Genomic DNA, 22,063 nt, shown 5'->3' with positions numbered 1-22,063 from the left:
AGCCTCCGTGTGGAGCGTATTCCATAATGAAATTGATCCTGGTTTTGGCAAGTATTCTTGGCTTGTCTTCGGTAATGCTTGGTGCGTTAGAAAGCCATGTATTTGGTGTCATGCTAACGTTAAAAAATGCTCAACGTTTCGGTATCGCACTCCATTATCAGCAATTATATAGTATTTTATTGGTTGCACTCAGTTTATATGGTTTGCAGCGCAATCCTCCCAAATTATTACATCTTGTTTGCGTTATTTTCCTCTCAGGTGTTCTCGTATTTAGTGGTAGTCTTTACGCATTGATTTTTCTTGCCAAACCTATTTTTCGCTATGGGACTCCTTGTGGCGGAGCGTTGCTAATGTTAGGTTGGATCCTGCTCCTATTATTTAGTATGTTTTATAAACCGCACAATGGGCGATAAACAGAGAGAGTCTTGCCCAAGAAGCCAATAAAACTTACATGAAGCAAGGGATTAAAAAGAGTTTGGTAATCCGTCTCAATGAAATTAGTCTCTGCAACGACTACGTAAAAAAATAGGGTTTTAGTAAACTGTGAAAATAGGACTTTTTTATAAACAATTCCTTTCTTCTTAATAAACCACAATATCCTGGCTCGGTATATTGCCTTCTACTGTGTTCACAGGAATGAATCTATATCCAACTCCGGTATTTATATAAGTAGCTTTTGGCTCGTCTATAGTGTTATCCCAGCTACACCCAGTTAATATTACAGAAAATAGGGTAATAGAAAATGCTGTATAGATTAGTTTTTTCATTAGGACTCCTTAACAAACATTTTTATTTATTACCTGACTCATAAACTATAGTACAGATTTGCATTTCGTCCCTAATGAGGTGGGTTAACCGATTGATTTGAATTAAAAAAGTGAGCAGTTGCTTGCAGGTTTTTTATCAGTCGATTTGAATAATCTTGATCTTGCCGGTGATAAAAAACAACTTCACGCTGATGAGATATAAATCAATAGGGATTTTTTTTATTTTTGTTGGTTTAGCCAGTCGTTAATACTTTGTTGAGTCGTTTCTATGACCTCAAGTAAATGATGGTATAAGGTATTGAAGTTTGTTGTATCGCCTGCTTTTTGATTAATCTGCAGATATTGACAGGCGTATTGGAGCCTGGCTGTGCCGCAATAAATAGCACTACTTCTCATCCTAAGTATAGTGTCTCCCAGAGAGTCCCAAGCGCTTGCCTCATAAGCCTGCTGAATTTTGATTTTTTCCAGTGGGAGCTCACTCATCATTAACTCGAGTGATTCTTTTAATAACTCAATACTGCCTAAATTATTAATTCCCTGATTACTATCAAGTAGGGAAAATTGCTCTAAAGCAAGAAGTATTTCCTTAGAGAGCCTGTCTTTTGTTTCGATGACTTTTGAGTGCTGATTTTCCTTCGTTGTAATAACTAATTCGGAAAGGATACCAGTTAGAATCGTTGGGGTCATAGGCTTGGTAAATACCTGACTCATGCCAGCTTCTATGCATTCATAAGCTGAGCTTGCTAAACAATGAGCCGTTAAGCCTACAATAGGGATTGCTTTTTGATTATTATCTTTTTCCCAATCACGAATATAGATGGCTAACTCAATTCCTGACATACCTGGTAAGCCAATATCTGTAATGATTAAATCGAATTTGGATTTTTTGATAAGATCGAAGCCATTTTCTGCATTCATCGTGGAGGTAAATGCGCATCCTGCCTGTTTTAGAAGTGTTTCAAGTAATCTTAATGCGATAGCATTATCTTCGACGAGTAAGACATGGGGAAAATGCTGTGATGTTGTCTTATCATCAGTTTCCTGCTTGGTTGTAAATCCTTTCGCATTGAGTTCGCTCATATAGTCCTGTCTAATGAAATTTATACTTTGTTTATTGTCTTACTTAGGCTGGGGATGTTCAATGTTTCAAGAGAAATTAAGCTAAATGGAATGCGATTAGAGTAAGGACGCAGTTTAGTACCCCAGTGGCTACTAATACGCTACTCTGCTCGAAAGCACCTAGCATGATAGATATTATTCCAATAACTGAACCCAGAATGCACATCTATTATTTCCCAAAAATATCTATTATTACACTTCTTGATTAACAAATTATTAAGGGAGAAATTATCGATGTAAAAATATCATTATTTTTCATATAGAAAAATTTACTAAAAGAAGAGCATTGTACTGAGAAATAACATCCTTTGAAGTTTTTAATGAGTTTAGGCATGTTGGATCAAGTTATTTATGGAAATATTAGAACGTAATAAGGTAGGAATTATCTGGCCTGTACTTTCACAAGCAAGTTTTTTCTTAATATTCTCGAAATGTTTATCGACAGTGCGTTTTGATATTTCTAAAATATCAGCAATACGATTAGCATTAAAACCAAAATAATAGAGATAAATAATTTCTTTTTCTTTTAAAGTTATACTTTTTGCCGACAAAAAGTTAAAGGGCAGCTTACTTATATCGAAAACAGTGCCTTTTACCATTTCGTGAATTTTAGAGGCCTGTTCTTTTTTCCCTAAGATTATTTCCTTTAAATTTAAAGAGCCTGGTGGTTGGCGCAATTCCGCAAGTGAGTTCATCTCAATGATAAAATCTTTCGGTAAAGTCAGTGTGTTTCCATTAATTAACCGTCTGCAACGCTCCGCAAGATCCTGAGAAACTATTTTTAAAGTATCTATATTGTTAAGGATAAAATTATTTGAGTGAGCTACATCGGAACGCGTCGCAAATGTATAAATTTCTGTGAAGGTTTCATGATTATGAACAATATCAAAAAAATAAGTATACTTTTGATCAACTAACGTTTCTTTAATTGAAAAAGGTAACATCTTGTCATTTTCAATATCTGAACTATAAAAGTCATTTAGGGGTGCCGTAATATGATTGAGAATCTGGGTAGTAAATAAATCATTTTTAATAAAAACATCTAGAAGCGAGTTATCTGACATCAACTGCAAACATCGTCCACTCAGATCGAAGTAAAAATAGCCCCAGCTATAAATCAGGGTCTTTTCAAAAATAGACTGGTAGCGACTTTCTAAGTAAGGTGTATACATTTTCATGTTACTAAAAGCTTTCATAACGTCATTTCCAAGACAAGACTCTTTAAAAGCCTATTATTTAGTACAGTGTAGTTTATTTTTAATATAGACAAAGTGAAGTTTACTGGAATTCAAAGTTCAAATTAAACCTATTTCTTCATAGAAAATAGAGAAAATAATGGATTGCCAAAGAACTATTAAAAGCCGCTTGACCCTATGGTTGCTATATACCTTATCTTTTGACTGAAGGAGGTAATACGATGACTCAATGGTTCGTAAAAGACTTAAGCAAATTAACCGGTGTTTCGGTGCAAACGCTGCATCACTATGACCGTATAGGGCTGCTCAAGCCTTCATTACGACTTGCCAATGGGTATCGTGTTTACTCCGAAAAGGATTTATTGAAATTGCAACAGATTATTGCTTTGAAGTTTTTTGGTTTTGAGTTATCAAAAATCAAAACCTTACTCTCTGAAGAATGTGAAGCGCTCCAGCATTTTAACAGTCAAGCACAAGTGTTGGAGCAGAAAGCAGCTGCTTTACTTGAGGGAGCTAAAACCTTGAGAAGTATTATTGATTCTGTTGATGACAATCAATCCATTCCTTGGGAAACCATTATTCAATTTATTGAGGTATATCGAATGACAGAGCACCTTGAACATAACTGGGTTAAAGAAATATTCACCCCTGATGAACTCAAGCAGTATGTAGAGTTTGAAAAAGAAATGAAAGCCAATCAGCAAAAAGCGGTTTTTGAACAAAGTTGGCAACAATTGGCAGAGGAGTTGAAAACTAATCTCAAAAACGATCCTTATTCACAAGTAGGTATTCACTTAGGAAAAAAATATATGGATTGGGTGAATGCAATCTATGGTAAAAAATACGCCCATCTCAGGACCAAAAAGTGGGAGAGGGGGTTTGGAGAAGGAAAAGGTCTTGAAGAGATTGGATTAACCCCAGAGCTTATATCGTGGATAGAAAAAGCCACAGATGCTTACTGGCGAGATCGAATTTATGGGTTCCTTGACCAAATCGGTATGATTCCTTCTTCTACTGCTTTAATGCTTTGGAATGAAATACTCGATGATATGTACGGCGAGGAGGAGGCTCGCAAAATTACAATCTACGAAATGGCATTAAAAGATGCTAAGGTAAGCCCAAAGGCAAAGGAATGGCTTAGAAGTCTTTTAAATACAAAGTAAAATCTAAAATAGTCGGATCAATTTTTTTGATCCGACTAACTATAATCCAGTTTAAGTCAAGCTGGTTTTCACCTGATTGCTTTGGCTATTATTTTTATCGCTATAATCATAGTTAATCGGATCTGTCTAAGGTTTAACTTTGTTCATTACAACGAGTTATAGAGAAGCAAATAATGGCTACTGAGCCTGTGCAAGGAAATAAAAATTTGAATGAAGAAATTATTCAGTGGGGTTGTAACTATCTTGCATCGCACCGCTATAGATTAAAAAGCACTCAGCCAGAGCATGTACAAAATACACCTTGGTCGTATGTGGTCCGCTTTATAACATCGGATGGCTATATTTATTTGAAGCATACACCGCCACTGCTTGCCTTAGAGCCTCTCATTACCAATATTTTGCATGATCAATTTCATGCTTCAGTTCCGGAAGTGATTGCAGTGAATGCGGAATTAAATTGCTTTTTAATGAAAGATGCAGGCAGGCCATTGCGCGAAATTCTGAAAAAACGATTCGACCCCATACTGCTTTGCAAGTCTATTGAACAATTTACGTCTATCCAGTTGGCTGTTGCTTCTAATGTCGATAATTTTCTGGATATTGGCGTCCCCGACTGGCGATTAGATAAATTACCAGTGTTATACCAGCAATTACTGTCGCAAAAAGACCTATTAATGGAGGATGGATTATCCGAAATAGAAAGGAATGAATTAGAGAGTCTGCTTCCAACGATCATTCATTTATGTAAAAAATTATCCAACTATTCGCTCAAACAAACGCTTGTGCAGTGTGATTTTCATGACAATAACATCCTTATCAGTGATCTATCACAAACTATTACCTTTATTGATTTGGGTGAAGTAGTGATTTCTCATCCGTTTTTTTCCCTGGTCGGCTGTTTGCGACAGATAATGTTTCACCACGCGTTGACAAAGGAAGATGATATCTATTTACGGCTTCTGGATGCTTGTCTAAAAAATTATCTGGCGTTTGAGTCGAAAAGACATTTATTCGATGCTTTTGATATAGCGCAGCTGCTATGGTTTGTATACGAGGCATTAGCTCAATATAGACTGAGGATTGCCTGTGATGAAGCGAGATTTTTGTCATTTCAAAGACAGGGCAAACTCAGCGGTCGATTGAAAGAATTAATGGCCGCATGTCGGGCAATTGACTAGGAATCAATGGCGATGCTTTCGCTTCCACTGATTCCGTGAGGTTAATCTTCAGCGTAGTTACTAGGAACCGAATGTTGCACGGGCTGCTCTCTCACCCAGTTGTATTGAATTTAAAGCCAATTGAATCTGATTACTATCAATCAGATTACTGTCCACGAGAGTATCCACAACGATCCCCACAACATATTTATAGAGTGCGCTATCCGACTCTTTTCCACCCTCTCTTTGCGATTTTAAAAAGATGTATTCCTTTAAGTCAGACTTGGTATGCTGTTTTTGAAGAGTGGGTGAGATTGCGCGGCCTACGACAGGCAATAGGTGGGCAGCCATTGTCATCATGACAACGAGCAAACAATACCAACCGTTATCTAAGTCTTGCGCATAATTAACGGTTGTTCTTAACATGCCCGCGGTATCATCATGCAATAATGATAAAATAAGCGAAGCTATGTAAAGCAAAAGTAGATTGCCAAAATAAACCTTGACGGAATTCTTCGCTATTCTTCCAGTCTCAGCTGCAATTAAATCTGCACCACTCCTAATCAATGGCTCAAGCAATTCTAAAATTTTCGCCGAAGCATGTTTAATAAACTCTTCTTCGGCTATGCCTAAGGCAAAATTTGAAATACTATCAGCGATGCCGCTTTTAGACGCTTCTTCTGACAAAAAACTCAAGCCGTATTGGACCACAGAGGACACTACAGTGTGACTTATTGAATGGACATAATAAGATTTTACTGCGCCACGCACTGATCGTCTTATAGCAAAAGAAAAGGCTGCTGAAACGAGTGGTTTGGCAATCACTTTTGCTGGGAGTTCGACGCCTTTAGCAAATAGTTTTAAACCTTGATTGACTGGCGGAACATGTCGTTCAATCGCATCGATAACCGCTTTCCCTGAAGCAACATTCGCCACCTGCTTCATAGTGCCTGTAAGCGTAATACTTTGCTGAGCCCCTTTATAGCTTTCTCTTGCTGTCTCCATGCCAGCATTAATGTATTTTGATCTCACAATAAAGCCCTTAAAAAAATCGAAAATGCTAACATATTACTCTTGGCATGAAAAGTATAAATTTTTACCAGTTCGACATATAAAAAGTCTTTGATGTCCTATTTTGACTTGTCACATTATTGAAAGGACATCTCTATTTTATTGGTACAATTTTACACACTTCATTGAATATAGCCTAAACTATTTGTAAAAAATTAAACCGATGTGTGTGATCGTTATGTGATTAGTGCTTCTATTATTGAATGGATGATAGCGTTAAATCATTCTTCATTACCTGGCAAGCTTGATTCGTACAAAGATTAAGGGCAATATCTGCCTCCTTGAATAAAATGATAATGTAGATAATAAAAATTCTTCATAAATCATCGACATAGTACAAAGGATTAAACATGCCAAAAAGAAAAAGGGAAGAGATGGTTCCCCAAAGCGGGCACGATCTTCCCCCAAGCGGAGGCAATCAACAAACAACTGATAATTATTTGATCGCCTTACCTGATGATTTGCTTTCACTTATTTTGTTTCATCTTGCTTCGGACAGAGCTAAAGAGAATGAGAGGGGGGGGCAAAATAAAAAAAGTGAAGGAAACTCTCTAAGCAGGTTGGCATTAGTCTCACATCGATTTCACCCCATAACCAGGAATTTTCATTATGCGCTCAAACTAATGGATTTCATTAGCGCAGTAAAACGTAAAGAGATGCAAGAATTGTTAGGCAAATACCCGGCCTTGGCTGCGGAAATTGTTCCTATAACAGATGGTGCGGGGCGGGCATTTAACTGTTCTCCCTTCCAATATGCACTCTGGATTTTGGATATTGCCAGCTGCAATCTTATGCTGGATTCCCTTCCTGCGAGTTCCGAAGGTGAAGCAATCAGGCAAAAGCTGCATGCGCAAGCCCAATTAGTTAGAGATTATGGGTTGGAATATGGGTTAAAAGGGAAACGCTATAGAGAAAAACATTTTAATTTTGAATTAAGCGCGGCTGCAGTTAATCGGCTACTCACTAATCATAAGGACTGGAGTAGTGAAGAATTAGAGCGTTGCTGGGATGAGCTAGCGGGGCAGGCCCAATTACTGGTCCCTTTGCATATGTCGTTAACCTTAAAAGCCGGTTTTGCCCATCACCGGTTCTCATCTCGGGATGCTGATGCAATTGGGGCTGGTAATGTCATTGCTTCTGTGCAACCTTTAGTGAAAGACTATTCGCTTGGTTTATGTAAGGCACTCAATGCCGCAGAAAAACGCAATGATCAGGCTCGCTACCAGACATTAAAAGATATAGCGGCAGCCGATATATCTGCCCTCTATGCTTTTGAAATGACCAGGTCAAAATTTAACCTTTCTGAGCTTTGGGGAAGATTAGCGGCACAGGTCATCGTCAAAGCTCAAAGTTCGCTCTGAGCGGGGTCTAACCTAAAAGATAACCCTATGAAAAGCGAATAGCTCGAAATGACTTAAGAAGTGGAAATTACTGTTATTTCAATAAAGTGAAGGATTACTTGCTTTTATGAACCATTGAGAACCGTTACAACATGTCTCAATGGTACCGAGGGTGGGACTCGAACCCACACGGTGTCACCACCACCGGATTTTGAATCCGGCGCGTCTACCAATTCCGCCACCCCGGCACAGGCGGCCATTATAACAAAGAAATATTGCGAAACAATGGGGAAAATGAAATTATTTACTATGCTAGAAAATAAATTCATTTCGATTGACCTTGTACTATTTATTGCAAATAATGTGCAACATTTCATATAAATGAGCTTTGGAATGGAGAGCTCGATTTTGGCGAGGATTTTATGAAAAAAAAAATATTGGCAGCAGGATTACTTTGTGCGTTAAATGCGGTTGTTTATGCCACGCCCTTTAACTGTCCTGATCCGGAAACCAGTTCACTGCGCTGGGGTATTTTACCAGCACCTTGGCAAAAAGATCCATTTTCAGCCCATAATCCGCAAGGTGAGGCGAATACTCAATTTGTGCGTGCCAACATTATGGTTGCAGGTTTGGGGCAAGGTGTAGTCTGCACTTATAAAAATTCAGTCGGTCTTTATTCAATCTGGTGGCCCGTGAGAGTCAAGATACCGGCCCGTTCGGATAATAATTGGATTGATACCCTGGGTGGTTATGTCTGTACTGACTCCTTAGGCAGTTGCCAATTCTACGTCGCGGTGGAAGAGTAGGGTTTACTGTTTGCAATTCGCGTATGAAAGGACTCTATGTTATTTCTCAATCAAACAAAACCAGGGCTTTTTTTGTTATTCAGCGTTTTGATTCTGTCTTCTTGTGCTAATCAGGCAGTCAAGGAAGAGCCTTTTTTAGCAAGCAATTGTCGACCACCGTTTAATAGTAAGCTGCCCCAATTTGTCATTGGCTATGGCTCTCTGATGCAAGAAGATTCAAAGCGAGAGGATGCTGCAGGCGTGGGTAAGAATTATCCCGTCTATATTAGTGGTTTCGAGCGAGGGTGGATTGAGCAAGGCAGTAAAGTGGGATTTAGCACAACCTACCTTGGAATAAGAAAACGGGCTGGTTCGGAAATGAATGCAGTCTACTTTAAATTAAATGAGGCGAAGGCGCTGCATAACTACGATCGACGTGAAAATACCTATTGTAGAGTTGCTGTTGCCCGCGAAAAAATTCGCCCCTTAATTACCAAGTCTCTTCCGCGCGGCCAATACTGGGTTTATACAACGCGGAGTTTGCAGCCCCCGTCAAACCATGATCCTATTGTACAATCCTATGTTGATATTTTTCTGAGAGGTTGTTTTGAATTAGAAGAACAATACCATTTGCATCATTTTGCCAGGGATTGCATAAGAACGACAGCGTATTGGTCGGGACATTGGGTTAATGACAGGGTTTATCCACGTACTGCGTTCGATAATATTCCTTATGTTAATAAGATTGATCCTTTGCTGGCTAAGGAGTTACCGCAGTATTTTAGTCAAATTAGGATCGAGTAAGGGTATCTATGGCCGGCAAGTATACCGGCCTTTCTGAAAAATCATTTCAATGTGTTGGGATCAAAGGGTTGTCCATTCACCATCAGTTGTTGATTTTCTAATTTGAAACTGACGACATAATCGTTTCCTTCCACCTTTAACAGACCTTTATTCACTAAATCCTGCAAAACTTTGTCTGCTTGCGCGGAGAGATCCGCATGGGAGTCTGTGGTTGAAGCAGTGGGTATCACTGCAGTCGCTTGTGCCGGAGTTGATTGGTCTTCCTCTGAGGTCGAGTTCCCTTCTGAATGACTTGTCATGGTTGCTAGCAGAATCTCTTTGACGATCGCCATTGGTGCTCTCAATTCGCCAGTACCCTGCGCCTTTTGCAGTAATTGAACGGGGTCATTGACTTCACCTGTCGGTACGGAGATTTTTAGATTACCTATAATCTTACCTTCAGGTAAATTAAAGTTCATTTCGGATAATTCCAAGATGGCGCCTTTGGACAGTAGTTTAGGAAGTTCAGATAATATGGAAACGCCAAGTAGGGTGGCGTTGGGATTATCTTGAACCAATTTTTCTGTCAGTTTGTTAATACTGGCCATTGCTGCAGGATCCAGATTTTTAATACTGAGTTTCACTACACCTGGCCCGTAAGTTTTGTCATTAGTAACTAATTGTTTCAGTGATAAACCTAAATCAACATTCAGGACGTCGTCCGTGATATCTGAACCTAAAGCTAAATCAAAGCCCTCAAGATTAAAATTCTGATTATCTTTATCTCCGCTAAGTGATGCAGAGGGGACATTAAAACTAACCTGTCCTACCCATAATCCCTCTTGGGAACGGCTCAGTGTGAAATTATTGACTACCCTACCTAATTTGAATAGGCCATTACTTGCAGAAGTATTGAGTCCATACAGGATAAAACCACCGCCTAATTTGTCCAAATTGGGCGAGACACAAAGTAACGCATTTAAGCCTAACCATTCCGCTTGGAAACTATCCTCATCTGATCCACCCTGGCCTTTGATGGTAAAAGCAGGAATAGCATATTTGAAAATAGTTTTATTAAAATAATTGACCAACACATGAAAATGCGTCTCGGGGCGAGTTGTTACCTGCCCCATTCCAAAGCCCATGCCATAATCAGAAACTATAAAAGGACCATGATTAATAATTAGCGGAAAGCTCATATCAACATCAGCGGGTGGCTCGGTGGAGGTTTCACCTTCTGCATCGGTTGTTTCTTGCGCTGGAATATGCATTTTTACCGCTAAAAGAGCCTGCGATGAAAACCAGCCACGTTCATAGTTATCCAGTTCAACACTCAGTACTGGGGATTTAGGAATTGAATTGATATTTTTATTGAGTGTTCGTTCGAGTACAAAACCCATGACATAATAGGCGATAAGAATCAGCACTACCAAAACGACGAGGAATCCGGTCCATTTTTTCATGAAGTCTCTCAGTGACAGTCCTTGATATTATTTGTAGTCTAAGAATTTGATTTTGTAAAAATTTAAATAGAAATTTTTCTGTTAACAATTAAATATCGCAAAGACTTCGATTTACTCTCACTCTTTGCGATACATTAGAAGGCTTCTATCTGTTACTTTTTAATTTAGGTTGGAGGAGCAGGAGGTGGTCCGCCACCCAATAAATTCATCAAAAGTAACACGATAAAAATAACAATGAATAAAAAGAACAAGACTTTTGCAATACTCGTTGCCGTAGAAGCAACGCCTCTGAAGCCGAATAGACCGGCTACAATTGCAATGATGAGGAAAATAAGCGCCCATCCTAACATCATGAATTCCTTTTAAAGTTAGAATTAATGTTTGGTAAACATTCTCAACTGCCTTTCAATCTCTTCTTTGGTATAACCATAATGTTGTCTCAATTTACCATAAATTTCCTGGTTATTACCTTCTATTTCCAAGAGATCATCGTCAGTCAATTTACCCCATTTTTGTTTCAATTGACCTTTAACCTCTTCCCATTTACCTTCAAAGATGTCCTTGTTCATTATTGATCTCCTATCTTGGTTGAACTTACTTTTATATTGGGATTAGAGACGTAAATCATATCGCCTCAGTTATTAAGGATAGTCGTGATCAATAGTTTTGTAAAATATTTATACAACCGTGGGCGCTTTATCAACTTAAGAGTAAAGATATGGTAGAGTGACGGATAAATGAATGGCATGGCCGGCAGTGAATGGGATTTAGATTAACAGGGAAATTGTTATCAATAGGGATTGTTATCTTCCTATTAATGACGAACGTTTTTGCAGGCACAACAGATAATCCTTGTGATGGCCCTGGCGCGGTGTTTAATTATACGCATCGAGGTTCGGTTGCTGATAGTCCATGTGTGATACCACCTAAAACATTCATGGCAGAAGCAGGGTATATCTATTCAGGATTTTCCAACCCTGCCGTTTTCGCCCAGAATTTCCCGCAACTGACTTTAACGCTAGGATTACCGGCTAATACTCAGTTTGTTTTGTTTGCCCCCTCGTTTAATCAACAAACCAGTGATCCGTTTTCTGGTTATGATATAACCATGCTGGATATAAAACATCAGGTTTTTTACAACTCAAAATGGATGTTCGCAGCAGAGGCTGCAATAGCACCTCCTGGTGGTAGTGCTGGTTTTGGTGCAAAGGAAGTTAGTGCTGTTGTAAGTGGTATTTTGAATTACACAATTAATGATCAATTTAGTTGGCTTTTTGAGTTGAGTGCCAGCACAATTTCCTTACCTCCCATTGCGGGTAATTTACGTTTTCAAACGATTAATCCCGATTTGGTTTTTTCCTATGCTCCTGCGACAAAACTTAGCTTTTTTGCGGAAATTTATGGTCAAACCAAGACGGGGCCAGGCCTAGGTAGTGGTTTTAACGCTGATTATGGATTTTTGTATCTGATTCATCCAACAATGGCTTTTGATTTGGAAATTGGCCATCCGGTCAGTGGTCGCTTGGATGGCACTTATATCGGCTCAGGTATAACAATTTGGTTGCAGTAAAATAGCTATACCAGGGGTGAGGCTAATTGGGTAATAACGCTTCAATATCCTTGCGAATCTTTTGCAGCGATGTGGTTGGAAGATACTGTTTCAGTATACGGCCCTCACTATCAACTAAAATTTTGGTGAAATTCCAGGGAATAAATTTTAAAGGGCGTTTTTGAATGTGTTGGATGATATAGCTATAGAGCGGCGCGCGGTTTGCTCCCCGAACATCGATTTTTGCATACAAGGGGAAAGTTATTCGATAGCAGCTCTCCGCAAAAGCTTTAATCTCTTCGTGCGTTCCGGGTTCTTGATGGAGGAATTGATTACACGGAAAACCCAAGATACCGAGTCCTCGCTCTTTGTAATCATGATACATGGCCTCCAGTTCGGCGTATTGCGGTGTGAACCCACAGCGACTGGCTACATTGACGATTAACATCACCTTGCCTCGGTAGGGATTGAGCGTTGTAACACTGCCATCCATCGTGTTAACAGGAACATCATAGATTGAATTTGCAGTATCATGAGAAGCTGTTGACATGGGTATCTCCCTGCTCTGTTTTAGCGACTATTGAGTGTAATCAATCTTTAATGAATTTGGCAATAATCATCAACGCGAGAGGGGTTTCTCATAACCGTGAGTGCGAAGTACCTGCGTAATGAATAATGATTTGGCATCGGTATAGTATTCTCTGTCCCCGCCATGTTCATTGGCCAATTGCTGTTTTAATTTTTCATAGTCGCGTCGTATTCGCCCATCACGACGCAGAATATCGCGAAACAATAGACGGTGTTCCATCGAGCTAGTGCTGGCTTCCATAAGATGAATGTGGTGAGTTCTGCCTTTACCAAAAGGAGGCATACCTTTAAAAAAGCGCAGATGAGCTTTATCCGGATTCTCAGGCCAGAAAACATAACCTAATGTTTCCAATAGTGCGATCCATTGGGGGGCTTGGTCTAAAGATTGAATTGTAATGAACAAATCAATGATTGGTTTACTGGATAACTCTGGCACAGCTGTGCTGCCAATATGTTCAATAACAACAACATCAAGTGCCTTGCTCAATTCGGTGATAGTGTCAATTTCAGCTTTGGCCAGTAATGGCCAGGCCGGGTTGTAGGCACTAATAACTATATGATCATCCGCATCTAATTGTTCCTGACTGTATTGGCCTGTTTTATAGTCAATGTATTGAATAAAAGACGCTTTGCCATTCACGTAATTTTCGATGTCATCCAGAAAGACCGCGGCTAGGGACTGTTTTATCAGCGAATAAGCCTGGGCATAAACAGGATTGTTAATCAGGAAATCACGAAACGCTAAATGTCTGGCAATTTCTGGTGAATTTTGGGCAAAAATATGAATATTATGGCTGCGCTGCGATTTCGATTTCCAAAAGAAACGACGGCCTTTTATTCCATATTCACCCATACAGGTATAGCCTAAAGCCTCAAAGTCAGGGTTTAAGGCATCAATATTCTCGATATCATCAACAACCGGCAAGATATCAATAATTGGCTTCGCGTGAATGTGAGGAATTGCAGTGCTGCCAATGTGGTGAATAGCCAGACATCGTTGCTTCAAAATAGCCGCTAGTTGTTGTTCTGCCTGGGCAAATAAAAGCGGCCATTGCTTGTCATAAGGAACCAAGACAACTTGCCTTGGTTTTTCATGTTTAGCAGGCATGGACTAAGGCCCTGAGCTTCATAAACGGTCTTCGGTAATATTTATCATCATTTGCAAGGCTTTCTTAGCATTGTCGATGACCCATTCTTGTTCGCTCTCTTGTAAGCGCTGGCGACTACCGGTAAATTCATTGACTAGATCACCGGCTTTGACTTCATTATAAGCCATCGTTTTTCCTTGGCGTAAACGATCAACCAGTGCCACTAGATGAGGCGGATCATTGCGTGACATGGTAGCGCAACCACAGCCCATGCCTTTCTCATTATCTTGTTTAGGCGCTTCGGCCAGGTTAACTACAGTGATGCCCTTACTTTTACAATGCTGCTTCAAGTTTTCTACCATATGATTTTCTGTGCCGATGGCATAATGTTTGGTGTTCCCTCGGTCATTCACTACATAATCCCAAATAAAGGCTGTTGAACCCGCTTGTTGGGCAACACGAATAACGTCATTGCGGCATTCAGGATGAACCACGGTGGTGTATCCCAATTGATGCCAGTATTCACACATCTCTGGCTGATAATGGGTATGAACGGCACATTGACTGGCGAATAAAATTAAATTGGCTTTATCGAATTGCTCCAGCGTTTTGCTATCTTGAGCGGCTAAAGAGTATTGAGCGCCTGCTGTGCCACCAGGCCAGTAAGCAAGGTGGTTGATCCCTAGCCAATAGGCAATGTTTTCACCCATATGTTGATCAGGAATAAACAATATTTTTTTGTTTTGTTTCATCGCCCAGGAGAAAATTTTCTTTACATTCGAACTGGTACAGACAGCACCACCTTGAGCACCAGTCATGGCTTTTACCCGTCCGGAGGTATTCATGTAGCAAACTGGCAAAATATTCTCGGCCCCATAGCGTTCGTTCAGATCCAGAAAGGCAGGCTCAACCATGAAATCTTTAGCAAGCATCTCCATTGTGCAGCCGGATTTGGGATTAGTGATATAGACTTGTTGTTGTTTGTTGGCGAGAATACTGATCGATTCCGCCATGAAATGGACCGCGGATTCAATAATCACCGATTTCTCAGGATGATTTGCTGCCATGAGTGCCAATTGGTAAGAGTCACCAATTTGGCCACCAAACTGCTCAACTAATCTTACAATATCGCCTCCCATGTAGTAGTGGGCAAGTAATAATAATTTATCACCAAAATGGGCTTGTGCTTTTCGCATATAGGGTTGCATCCAGGCAAGCACTGTTGTCAGTTTTCGATCCGGTAAAGCCTGATACTCTTCTGCATAGGGGACAAAGTCTTCCTGATACCAATCCAGTGGGTAGTCGCTTTGGCAAATACTCATGTCATTGGTAATCTGCATGAGTGTTTTTTCTGGTTGATAAAGGGTATGACTTTTAAACATGGGTACACCTCAACTAAATAAAGGGATTCTGCGGTGAGGTCAGCCGGGCAATACTTTCTTCTGCCTGGGCATTCTTATACGGGAAATCCTCGCGATAGTGGCCACCTCTGGATTCTCTTCTTGATAGAGCAGCTCTAACAATGAGTTCAGCATTTAAAACAATATTACGTAACTCGATAAAGTCACGGGTAATGCAATGCTTCCAATAATATTCCTCAATTATTTTTTTACGTTTCATGATTAATTGTAGTAGATCCTGGAGGCCTGCTTCGGTACGGACAATACCGGCATAAGAGGTCATTTCACCACGCAAACCACGCCAATGCGCATTAATCTGGCTCGCGCGGCGAGCATTGACTTCACCTGGAGAACTCCAGTTGGGAATGTTATCCATTGTCTTAATCGGGCTAGTAATGTCTTTCAAGGTACAATGAGCAGCATTGCTTGCCATGACTAATGCTTCCAGCAAGGAATTACTGGCCAGGCGGTTGGCTCCATGCAGACCGGTAAAAGCAACCTCGCCAATCGCGTAGAGTCGTTTGAGATCAGTCCGTCCATCAACGTCCGTTAACACACCGCCACATTGGTAATGGGCAGCAGGGACGACAGGAATCATATCCTGACTCATATCGATGCCAATAGAGAGCAAGGTATTGTAAATTTGCGGGAAACGTTTTTTTAAGAAAGACTTGGACTGATGGGTGATATCTAAATGCACAAAACCACTTTGGCCCTGCTCAATTTCACTAAAAATAGATCGGGCAACCACGTCACGGGTCGCTAACTCTAATTGGTTTGGTGCATAACGACGCATGAAACGCTCGCCTGTATCAGCATTTTTTAGCAAAGCCCCTTCGCCTCGTACGGCTTCGGAAATTAAAAAATTATTCAGCGAGTGGTGGTGTAAAAGAGTCGGGTGAAATTGATAAAACTCCATATTACCCACGCGTGCCCCAGCCCGATAAGCCATAGCGACACCATCGCCAGTCGCAATAATGGGATTGGTGGTGTAGCGGTAGGTTTTACCAGCGCCACCGGTCGCAAGAATGACGCAACGGGATACGAAAGTGTGAATACGATTGTTTTGGCAATCCAGTACGTAGGCCCCTAAGACTTCTCCCTGATTATCTGTACGATGCGGATGGTAATGGGTAATGAGATTAACGGCGATATGATAGTCAAAAAAATGGATCTGGGGCTGTTGCTTGACCGCTTGTAACAGGGCTTCAGTAACGGCTAAACCGGTTTGATCACCACTGTTAAAAATTCGTCGATGCGAATGCCCGCCTTCTTGAGCGAGGGAAAAATCGCCACCAGCTTGTTTGGTAAAAGGAATCGGGTAAGCCAGTAAATCTTTGATAGCTTGTGGCCCTTGGCGAATAATGAATTCAACGGCTGGTTGATAGCATAAACCATCACCAGCATGGAGTGTATCCGCGATATGCGATTCCAGAGAGTCTTCAGGGGCAACTGCTGCGGCAATTCCGCCTTGGGCGTAACGGCTGTTACATTCAGTGATTTCAGCTTTACTGATTAAAGCAATAGTCAGGTTTGGCTGTAATTTTAGTAATTGTAAGCAATAATTCAGGCCAGCAAGCCCAGTCCCTATAACCAGAACATCAAATTCTAGAGCATGTCCTTGCTGCGACAGATTACTACTCATGAAAATGCTTTAACCAGTTGGGCCGCCAAGCCGATATATTTTTCCGGTGTTAATCCGATTAACTGATTTTTTACTTTATCCGGAATATCGAGCGATTTAATAAAGGTTTTCAAACTATCCGCATCAATTCCTTGGCCGCGAGTAAGGGTTTTTAATTGTTCATAAGCATTCGGGACTTCATAGCGACGCATAACAGTCTGGATAGCTTCAGCGAGCACTTCCCAATTGGAATCAAGATCATGTTTTAGGGCACGCTTATTGATCTGTAATTTATCATTCCCTTTTGCAATAGCTTGATAGGCAATCAATGTGTAAGCGAAGGCGACGCCAAGGTTGCGTAACACAGTGGAGTCAGATAAGTCGCGCTGTAAACGAGATTGGGTTAGTTTGTTAGCAAAATGATTAAATAAAGCATTAGCTAAACCCAAATTACCTTCAGCATTTTCGAAATCAATGGGGTTGACCTTGTGAGGCATGGTGGATGAACCAACCTCATCAGCAACTGTTTTCTGTTTAAAATAATTTAAGGAAATATAAGTCCAGATATCGCGGGTATAATCAAGCAAAATATTATTGATGCGAATCATGATATGAGAGACTTCCGCAATGCCATCATGAGGCTCTATCTGGGTTGTATAAGCGCTGAAAGATAAGCCGAGTGAACTGACAAAGTTTGCGCAATGTTTACGCCAGTCAACTTCGGGATACGCAATAATATGAGCATTATAATTTCCCACTGCTCCGTTGCATTTGGCTGGAATAAGTACTTCTGCCAATTGTTGTTGTGGGCGTTTCAGACGAGCGACAAAATTGACTAATTCCTTGCCTATCGTAGTTGGTGTTGCTGGTTGCCCGTGTGTTCTTGATAACATGGCGATATCACCATGTTGCTTACCCAGCATAGTAATACTGCCAATAATTTCTGCGAGAGAAGGTTGTATGACCTGGGCAATGGCTTCTTTCACCATCAAGGCATAGGCTAAATTGTTTATGTCTTCCGACGTGCAGGCAAAATGAATAAAGCCGGTATACCTGCGTAATCCTTCAAATTGCTCAAGTTTATCCTGTAAGTAATATTCTACTGCTTTGACGTCATGATTGGTTTGTTTTTCATAAACCTTAATTTTTTCTGCTTCAGCTTCGTTAAAATTGACCAGGATTTCGTTTAAATAATTTTGTGATTCTTTGTCCAGTTCGGGGACTTCAGCGATCTCTTTGTTTGCAGCTAATGATTCGAGCCAGCGAATTTCTACCATAAGACGGTAATAAGTTAGGGCAAACTCACTAAAATAAGGACTTAATGCGCTGGTTTTTTTCAGGTAGCGCCCATCAATAGGTGAGATAGCGTTTAAAGCAGTTAAGGTCATGGATAATTCGCCGCAATCATAAAGCGCATATAATATTAGATGCAGCGGCAGATGTGAATTGTTGTAAGCATCTAATTTAAAATACAGGTGCAGATTTGATTGCTGTGAAGAGCCTCACTGTACAAACTTGCTGCATAACTAGCCTTGATTTGCTATGATAGGCGCTTTTAGTCAATAGATAAAAAAGTATGTCCGAAGACTATTTACACGCTTCGCCTCTGGGACGGCGTAGTGCCTACATTGACAATTATGATAATTCACTGCTTTTTCCCATCGCACGCCAAACAAAGCGTGAGGGTATTGGCGTTGGTTTATCCCTGCCGTTCACGGGTTATGATATTTGGACAGCGTTTGAATTGTCCTGGCTGAATCAAAAAGGCAAGCCGGTTGTTGCGATAGCTGATATTATTATGCCCTGTGAATCGGTTAATCTTATTGAATCGAAATCCCTCAAGTTATATTTAAATTCCTTTAATAATACAATCTTTGATTCGGCTGAGACGGTGCGGGAAACCATAGCATCTGATTTAAGTAAGGCGGCAGGGAGCGTTGTGCAAGTCGTGCTTTATAAAGCGGAAGGTTTTATTGAAGCGCCTATTGGGCAGTTGGAAGGGCTTTGCCTGGATGAGCTGGATATTAGCTGTTCTGAGTATAAAGTAAATCCGCAATTGCTAAATGTTTCGACGGAAAAAGTAGAGAATATCGCCTTATATAGTCATTTGCTTAAATCAAATTGCTTAATGACAGGTCAGCCAGATTGGGGTTCGATTGCAATTACTTATTCCGGTCCTCGTATTAGTAATGAATCCTTGTTGCAGTATTTGGTGTCTTTTCGCAATCACAATGAATTTCATGAACAATGTGTTGAGCGTATTTTTATGGATCTCATGACATACTGCCAGCCTGACGAATTAACAGTTTACGCACGTTATACGCGCCGCGGTGGATTGGATATCAATCCTATTCGTTCGACAAAACCGGTTGTACCTCCTGCCAATATTCGTTTGTATCGCCAATAGCCTGACACCAAACGCAGGCCGGCCTCCTGGCTCGGCGTAAAGTGGAATTTTCCTGTGGCAATTGTTGGGCATGGGCCGATTACTGGGAGTATTACTTGAATTAACAACAAATTATGTTGGTAATTCACATCATCTAGCAATTTCAGTAGAATGGTGGTCATTTTTATGGATTAGAGGTGGTTATGGCAGTCAGCGTACATACAATTGATTTTCAACATCTGGGTATGCAGGATCTGGAGCAAGTAGGCGGTAAGAATGCTTCTTTAGGTGAAATGATTAGCCATTTATCAAAGGCTGGCGTCTCAGTGCCAACCGGGTTTGCCACTACAGCGGATTCTTTTCGCGATTTTTTAGCGAAGGATGGTTTGGATAAAAAAATCTATGCCATGCTCGATTCACTCAATACGGATGATATTGCCCAATTAACCATAACCGGAAAAACGATTCGTGATATGGTTGTCAAGGCGCCTTTTTCTGATGAATTTGAAAAAGCAGTCCGCCAATCTTATGAGCTACTTGCTCAACAAATCGGTCACAGTGACTTTAGTGTTGCAGTGCGTTCTTCAGCAACGGCAGAAGATTTGCCTGATGCCTCTTTTGCCGGTCAGCAAGAAACTTATTTAAACGTTCGGGGTATTGACGCTGTTTTAATTGCTATTAAACAGGTCTTTGCTTCTTTATTTAATGATCGGGCTATTGCTTATCGGGTGCATCACGGTTTTGCCCATAATGATGTGGCCTTGTCGGCTGGTATTCAGCAAATGATTCGTAGTGATTTGGCGGTCAGTGGTGTGATGTTTACCATGGATACCGAGTCTGGTTTTGATCAAGTTGTTTTCATTACATCATCCTATGGCCTGGGTGAAATGGTTGTGCAAGGTGCGGTAAATCCAGATGAGTTTTATATTCATAAACCAGGTCTGCAAGCGGGTAGACCGGCTGTCATCCGCCGTAATTTGGGCAGTAAAGCGCTCAAAATGGTCTATTGCAATGATGAAACACAAGCCCGGACTGTTAAAACAGAAGAGGTCAAAGCAAAAGAGCGTCTGTTGTTTTCTTTAACGAATGAAGAAGCAGAGCTGTTGGCCAGGCAGGCCCTTATTATTGAAAAGCACTATGGCCGACCTATGGATATTGAATGGGCCAAAGACGGTAAGGACGGGAAGTTATATATCTTACAAGCACGTCCTGAAACTGTAAAAAGCCGTAGCAGTACCCAGGTGTTAGAGCGCTATACCTTGAAAAAACAAGGGGAGATATTAACGGAAGGCCGTAGTATTGGTCAACGTATCGGGCAGGGACGGGCGAGGGTTATCAGAGACATCAGTGAAATGCACCGCGTCGAGCCCGGTGATGTTTTAATTTCTGACATGACGGATCCGGATTGGGAGCCAATCATGAAACGTGCTGCGGCGATTGTTACCAATCGGGGTGGCAGAACTTGCCATGCAGCCATCATTGCCCGCGAACTGGGTATTCCTGCTGTGGTTGGTTGTGGCGATGCAACCAAAGCCATTCGGGACGGAGACGAAGTCACGGTATGTTGTGCCGAAGGAGATACCGGGTATGTTTATCGAGGCTTGTTACCCTTTGAGAAGGTACACCTTGATGTGGATACCATGCCTGAACTACCGATGAAAATCATGCTGAATGTGGGTAATCCTGAGCGTGCTTTGGCTTTTCAATCCATACCCAATTCCGGGGTTGGTTTGGCTCGCCTCGAATTTTTAATTTCCAACACGATTGGTATTCATCCAAAAGCTTTGTTGGAATATAACTCTTTACAGGATAAAAATTTAAAACAGCTTATTGATGACAAGACCGCCGCTTATGCATCTCCAGTGGAGTACTATATTGAGCGTTTAAAAGAAGGTATCGCTACGATTGCTGCTGCCTTTTACCCAAAGCCTGTCATTGTCAGGCTCTCCGATTTTAAATCCAATGAATATGCTAATCTGGCGGGCGGTAATTTATACGAACCCCATGAAGAAAATCCCATGCTTGGTTTTCGTGGGGCATCACGCTATGTATCTGCTGATTTTGCCGAGTGTTTTGCTCTGGAGTGTAAAGCCGTTCGCCGTGTACGCGAAGAGATGGGATTGACGAATGTCGAAGTCATGATTCCTTTCGTCAGAACGGTTTCTGAAGCGGCACAGGTTATCCAGGTACTTAAACAGCATGGACTTGAGCGCGGTAAAGATGGCCTGCGTGTCATCATGATGTGTGAATTGCCTTCTAATGCATTACTTGCCAACGAGTTTTTAGAACATTTTGACGGTTTTTCAATAGGCTCTAACGACTTAACGCAATTAACGCTTGGTTTGGACAGAGATTCTGGCTTGATTGCAGCCCAATTCGATGAGCGGAATGATGCGGTTAAGGCACTCTTACATATGGCGATTTCGACCTGTAAAAAAGCAGGGAAATACGTTGGTATTTGTGGCCAGGGTCCATCCGATCATCAGGATTTCGCTCAATGGCTCATGCAGGAAGGAATTGACAGTGTATCGTTGAATCCTGATTCAGTATTGGAAACTTGTCTCTTTCTTGCTGAGCAATAGCC

21 protein-coding genes and 1 tRNA gene are annotated in these 22,063 nt (G+C 41.0%); 9 read left to right on the top strand and 13 right to left on the bottom strand.

The annotated features are described in order from the left end of the window. The first annotated feature begins 26 nt into the window (after positions 1 to 26). Entirely contained in the window at positions 27 to 413 is a 387-nt protein-coding gene (locus tag DYC89_RS10555; protein ID WP_115221751.1) for a DUF423 domain-containing protein, read from the top strand. A gap of 168 nt (positions 414 to 581) precedes the next feature. Here DYC89_RS10555 and DYC89_RS10550 read toward each other — a convergent pair whose 3' ends face one another. The 3 genes from DYC89_RS10550 to DYC89_RS10540 all read right to left on the bottom strand — a co-directional run bounded on the left by DYC89_RS10550 (position 582) and on the right by DYC89_RS10540 (position 3,082). Then, positions 582 to 767 (bottom strand): hypothetical protein, encoded by a 186-nt coding sequence (locus tag DYC89_RS10550; protein WP_115221750.1) that lies wholly within the window; start codon positions 765 to 767, stop codon positions 582 to 584. A gap of 219 nt (positions 768 to 986) precedes the next feature. Further along, positions 987 to 1,847: a response regulator gene (locus tag DYC89_RS10545; RefSeq protein ID WP_115221749.1), complete on the bottom strand. Its 861-nt coding sequence runs from the start codon at positions 1,845 to 1,847 to the stop codon at positions 987 to 989. A 365-nt stretch (positions 1,848 to 2,212) separates the two neighbouring features. Beyond that, positions 2,213 to 3,082, bottom strand: a complete 870-nt coding sequence (locus tag DYC89_RS10540) for a helix-turn-helix transcriptional regulator (RefSeq protein WP_115221748.1) — start codon at positions 3,080 to 3,082, stop codon at positions 2,213 to 2,215. A gap of 221 nt (positions 3,083 to 3,303) precedes the next feature. Here DYC89_RS10540 and DYC89_RS10535 point away from each other — a divergent pair, with 221 nt between their 5' ends. Both DYC89_RS10535 and DYC89_RS10530 read left to right on the top strand, forming a co-directional pair. After that, a complete protein-coding gene (locus DYC89_RS10535) occupies positions 3,304 to 4,245 on the top strand; it encodes a MerR family transcriptional regulator (RefSeq protein ID WP_115221747.1) in 942 nt (313 codons plus the stop codon). A 173-nt stretch (positions 4,246 to 4,418) separates the two neighbouring features. Further along, positions 4,419 to 5,423 carry a phosphotransferase gene (locus tag DYC89_RS10530; RefSeq protein WP_115221746.1) on the top strand — a complete coding sequence of 335 codons (1,005 nt, stop codon included), beginning with the start codon at positions 4,419 to 4,421 and terminating at the stop codon, positions 5,421 to 5,423. 60 nt (positions 5,424 to 5,483) lie between these two features. Here DYC89_RS10530 and DYC89_RS10525 read toward each other — a convergent pair whose 3' ends face one another. After that, positions 5,484 to 6,434: a hypothetical protein gene (locus DYC89_RS10525; RefSeq protein WP_115221745.1), complete on the bottom strand. Its 951-nt coding sequence runs from the start codon at positions 6,432 to 6,434 to the stop codon at positions 5,484 to 5,486. 389 nt (positions 6,435 to 6,823) lie between these two features. Here DYC89_RS10525 and DYC89_RS10520 point away from each other — a divergent pair, with 389 nt between their 5' ends. Further along, positions 6,824 to 7,834: a hypothetical protein gene (locus DYC89_RS10520; RefSeq protein ID WP_115221744.1), complete on the top strand. Its 1,011-nt coding sequence runs from the start codon at positions 6,824 to 6,826 to the stop codon at positions 7,832 to 7,834. A gap of 140 nt (positions 7,835 to 7,974) precedes the next feature. On the opposite strand, the gene DYC89_RS10515 is transcribed toward DYC89_RS10520, so the two are convergent. Further along, positions 7,975 to 8,061 (bottom strand) — tRNA-Leu (locus DYC89_RS10515). A gap of 174 nt (positions 8,062 to 8,235) precedes the next feature. On the opposite strand from DYC89_RS10515, the gene DYC89_RS10510 reads away from it, so the two are divergent. Together DYC89_RS10510 and DYC89_RS10505 are read left to right on the top strand one after the other, a co-directional pair. After that, positions 8,236 to 8,619: a DUF3757 domain-containing protein gene (locus DYC89_RS10510; protein WP_115221743.1), complete on the top strand. Its 384-nt coding sequence runs from the start codon at positions 8,236 to 8,238 to the stop codon at positions 8,617 to 8,619. Between the two features lie 36 nt (positions 8,620 to 8,655). Beyond that, entirely contained in the window at positions 8,656 to 9,402 is a 747-nt protein-coding gene (locus DYC89_RS10505; protein WP_115221742.1) for a gamma-glutamylcyclotransferase, read from the top strand. A gap of 41 nt (positions 9,403 to 9,443) precedes the next feature. Here DYC89_RS10505 and DYC89_RS10500 read toward each other — a convergent pair whose 3' ends face one another. The 3 genes from DYC89_RS10500 to DYC89_RS10490 all read right to left on the bottom strand — a co-directional run bounded on the left by DYC89_RS10500 (position 9,444) and on the right by DYC89_RS10490 (position 11,413). Next, a complete protein-coding gene (locus DYC89_RS10500; RefSeq protein WP_115221741.1) occupies positions 9,444 to 10,844 on the bottom strand; it encodes a YdgA family protein in 1,401 nt (466 codons plus the stop codon). Between the two features lie 164 nt (positions 10,845 to 11,008). Then, entirely contained in the window at positions 11,009 to 11,194 is a 186-nt protein-coding gene (locus tag DYC89_RS10495; RefSeq protein WP_115221740.1) for a DUF1328 domain-containing protein, read from the bottom strand. Between the two features lie 24 nt (positions 11,195 to 11,218). Further along, positions 11,219 to 11,413 (bottom strand): CsbD family protein, encoded by a 195-nt coding sequence (locus DYC89_RS10490; RefSeq protein WP_058447711.1) that lies wholly within the window; start codon positions 11,411 to 11,413, stop codon positions 11,219 to 11,221. Positions 11,414 to 11,604: 191 nt separating this feature from the next. On the opposite strand from DYC89_RS10490, the gene DYC89_RS10485 reads away from it, so the two are divergent. Further along, positions 11,605 to 12,414 carry a hypothetical protein gene (locus tag DYC89_RS10485; RefSeq protein WP_147285502.1) on the top strand — a complete coding sequence of 270 codons (810 nt, stop codon included), beginning with the start codon at positions 11,605 to 11,607 and terminating at the stop codon, positions 12,412 to 12,414. A 22-nt stretch (positions 12,415 to 12,436) separates the two neighbouring features. Here DYC89_RS10485 and DYC89_RS10480 read toward each other — a convergent pair whose 3' ends face one another. From DYC89_RS10480 to purB, 5 genes are all read right to left on the bottom strand, one after another. Next, entirely contained in the window at positions 12,437 to 12,943 is a 507-nt protein-coding gene (locus DYC89_RS10480) for a glutathione peroxidase (protein WP_115221738.1), read from the bottom strand. A gap of 69 nt (positions 12,944 to 13,012) precedes the next feature. Beyond that, entirely contained in the window at positions 13,013 to 14,089 is a 1,077-nt protein-coding gene (locus DYC89_RS16515; RefSeq protein WP_181879378.1) for a GrpB family protein, read from the bottom strand. Between the two features lie 18 nt (positions 14,090 to 14,107). After that, positions 14,108 to 15,451, bottom strand: a complete 1,344-nt coding sequence (nadA, locus tag DYC89_RS10470) for a quinolinate synthase NadA (RefSeq protein WP_115221737.1) — start codon at positions 15,449 to 15,451, stop codon at positions 14,108 to 14,110. 13 nt (positions 15,452 to 15,464) lie between these two features. Then, positions 15,465 to 17,114: an L-aspartate oxidase gene (gene nadB, locus DYC89_RS10465; RefSeq protein WP_115221736.1), complete on the bottom strand. Its 1,650-nt coding sequence runs from the start codon at positions 17,112 to 17,114 to the stop codon at positions 15,465 to 15,467. Continuing rightward, positions 17,111 to 18,481, bottom strand: coding sequence for an adenylosuccinate lyase (purB, locus tag DYC89_RS10460; RefSeq protein WP_115221735.1), 1,371 nt, complete (start codon positions 18,479 to 18,481; stop codon positions 17,111 to 17,113). The genes nadB and purB overlap by 4 nt, the downstream gene beginning before the upstream one ends. 188 nt (positions 18,482 to 18,669) lie before the next feature. On the opposite strand from purB, the gene queF reads away from it, so the two are divergent. Both queF and ppsA read left to right on the top strand, forming a co-directional pair. Beyond that, the gene (gene queF / locus DYC89_RS10455) at positions 18,670 to 19,500 is read left to right on the top strand and encodes an NADPH-dependent 7-cyano-7-deazaguanine reductase QueF (RefSeq protein ID WP_115221734.1); all 831 of its coding nucleotides are present in this window, start codon (positions 18,670 to 18,672) and stop codon (positions 19,498 to 19,500) included. A 182-nt stretch (positions 19,501 to 19,682) separates the two neighbouring features. Then, positions 19,683 to 22,061, top strand: a complete 2,379-nt coding sequence (gene ppsA, locus DYC89_RS10450) for a phosphoenolpyruvate synthase (RefSeq protein ID WP_115221733.1) — start codon at positions 19,683 to 19,685, stop codon at positions 22,059 to 22,061. Positions 22,062 to 22,063: the final 2 nt, after the last annotated feature.

Origin of the sequence: Legionella donaldsonii, from assembly GCF_900452385.1 — a bacterium.
GTDB classification, from domain to species: Bacteria; Pseudomonadota; Gammaproteobacteria; order Legionellales; family Legionellaceae; genus Tatlockia; species Tatlockia donaldsonii.
This window is presented reverse-complemented; position numbering and strand designations above follow the sequence as displayed.

Excerpts from the sequence above, each read along its gene's own strand:
- DYC89_RS10495 (WP_115221740.1), bottom strand. The coding sequence starts at position 11,194 with ATGTTAGGATGGGCGCTTATTTTCCTCATCATTGCAATTGTAGCCGGT.
- queF (WP_115221734.1), top strand. The coding sequence starts at position 18,670 with ATGTCCGAAGACTATTTACACGCTTCGCCTCTGGGACGGCGTAGTGCC.
- DYC89_RS10490 (WP_058447711.1), bottom strand. The coding sequence starts at position 11,413 with ATGAACAAGGACATCTTTGAAGGTAAATGGGAAGAGGTTAAAGGTCAA.
- DYC89_RS10530 (WP_115221746.1), top strand. The coding sequence starts at position 4,419 with ATGGCTACTGAGCCTGTGCAAGGAAATAAAAATTTGAATGAAGAAATT.
- ppsA (WP_115221733.1), top strand. The coding sequence starts at position 19,683 with ATGGCAGTCAGCGTACATACAATTGATTTTCAACATCTGGGTATGCAG.
- DYC89_RS10555 (WP_115221751.1), top strand. The coding sequence starts at position 27 with ATGAAATTGATCCTGGTTTTGGCAAGTATTCTTGGCTTGTCTTCGGTA.
- DYC89_RS10505 (WP_115221742.1), top strand. The coding sequence starts at position 8,656 with ATGTTATTTCTCAATCAAACAAAACCAGGGCTTTTTTTGTTATTCAGC.
- nadA (WP_115221737.1), bottom strand. The coding sequence starts at position 15,451 with ATGTTTAAAAGTCATACCCTTTATCAACCAGAAAAAACACTCATGCAG.
- DYC89_RS10520 (WP_115221744.1), top strand. The coding sequence starts at position 6,824 with ATGCCAAAAAGAAAAAGGGAAGAGATGGTTCCCCAAAGCGGGCACGAT.
- DYC89_RS10510 (WP_115221743.1), top strand. The coding sequence starts at position 8,236 with ATGAAAAAAAAAATATTGGCAGCAGGATTACTTTGTGCGTTAAATGCG.
- DYC89_RS10480 (WP_115221738.1), bottom strand. The coding sequence starts at position 12,943 with ATGTCAACAGCTTCTCATGATACTGCAAATTCAATCTATGATGTTCCT.
- nadB (WP_115221736.1), bottom strand. The coding sequence starts at position 17,114 with ATGAGTAGTAATCTGTCGCAGCAAGGACATGCTCTAGAATTTGATGTT.
- DYC89_RS10540 (WP_115221748.1), bottom strand. The coding sequence starts at position 3,082 with ATGAAAGCTTTTAGTAACATGAAAATGTATACACCTTACTTAGAAAGT.
- DYC89_RS10535 (WP_115221747.1), top strand. The coding sequence starts at position 3,304 with ATGACTCAATGGTTCGTAAAAGACTTAAGCAAATTAACCGGTGTTTCG.
- DYC89_RS10545 (WP_115221749.1), bottom strand. The coding sequence starts at position 1,847 with ATGAGCGAACTCAATGCGAAAGGATTTACAACCAAGCAGGAAACTGAT.
- DYC89_RS10500 (WP_115221741.1), bottom strand. The coding sequence starts at position 10,844 with ATGAAAAAATGGACCGGATTCCTCGTCGTTTTGGTAGTGCTGATTCTT.
- purB (WP_115221735.1), bottom strand. The coding sequence starts at position 18,481 with ATGACCTTAACTGCTTTAAACGCTATCTCACCTATTGATGGGCGCTAC.
- DYC89_RS10550 (WP_115221750.1), bottom strand. The coding sequence starts at position 767 with ATGAAAAAACTAATCTATACAGCATTTTCTATTACCCTATTTTCTGTA.
- DYC89_RS16515 (WP_181879378.1), bottom strand. The coding sequence starts at position 14,089 with ATGCCTGCTAAACATGAAAAACCAAGGCAAGTTGTCTTGGTTCCTTAT.
- DYC89_RS10485 (WP_147285502.1), top strand. The coding sequence starts at position 11,605 with ATGGGATTTAGATTAACAGGGAAATTGTTATCAATAGGGATTGTTATC.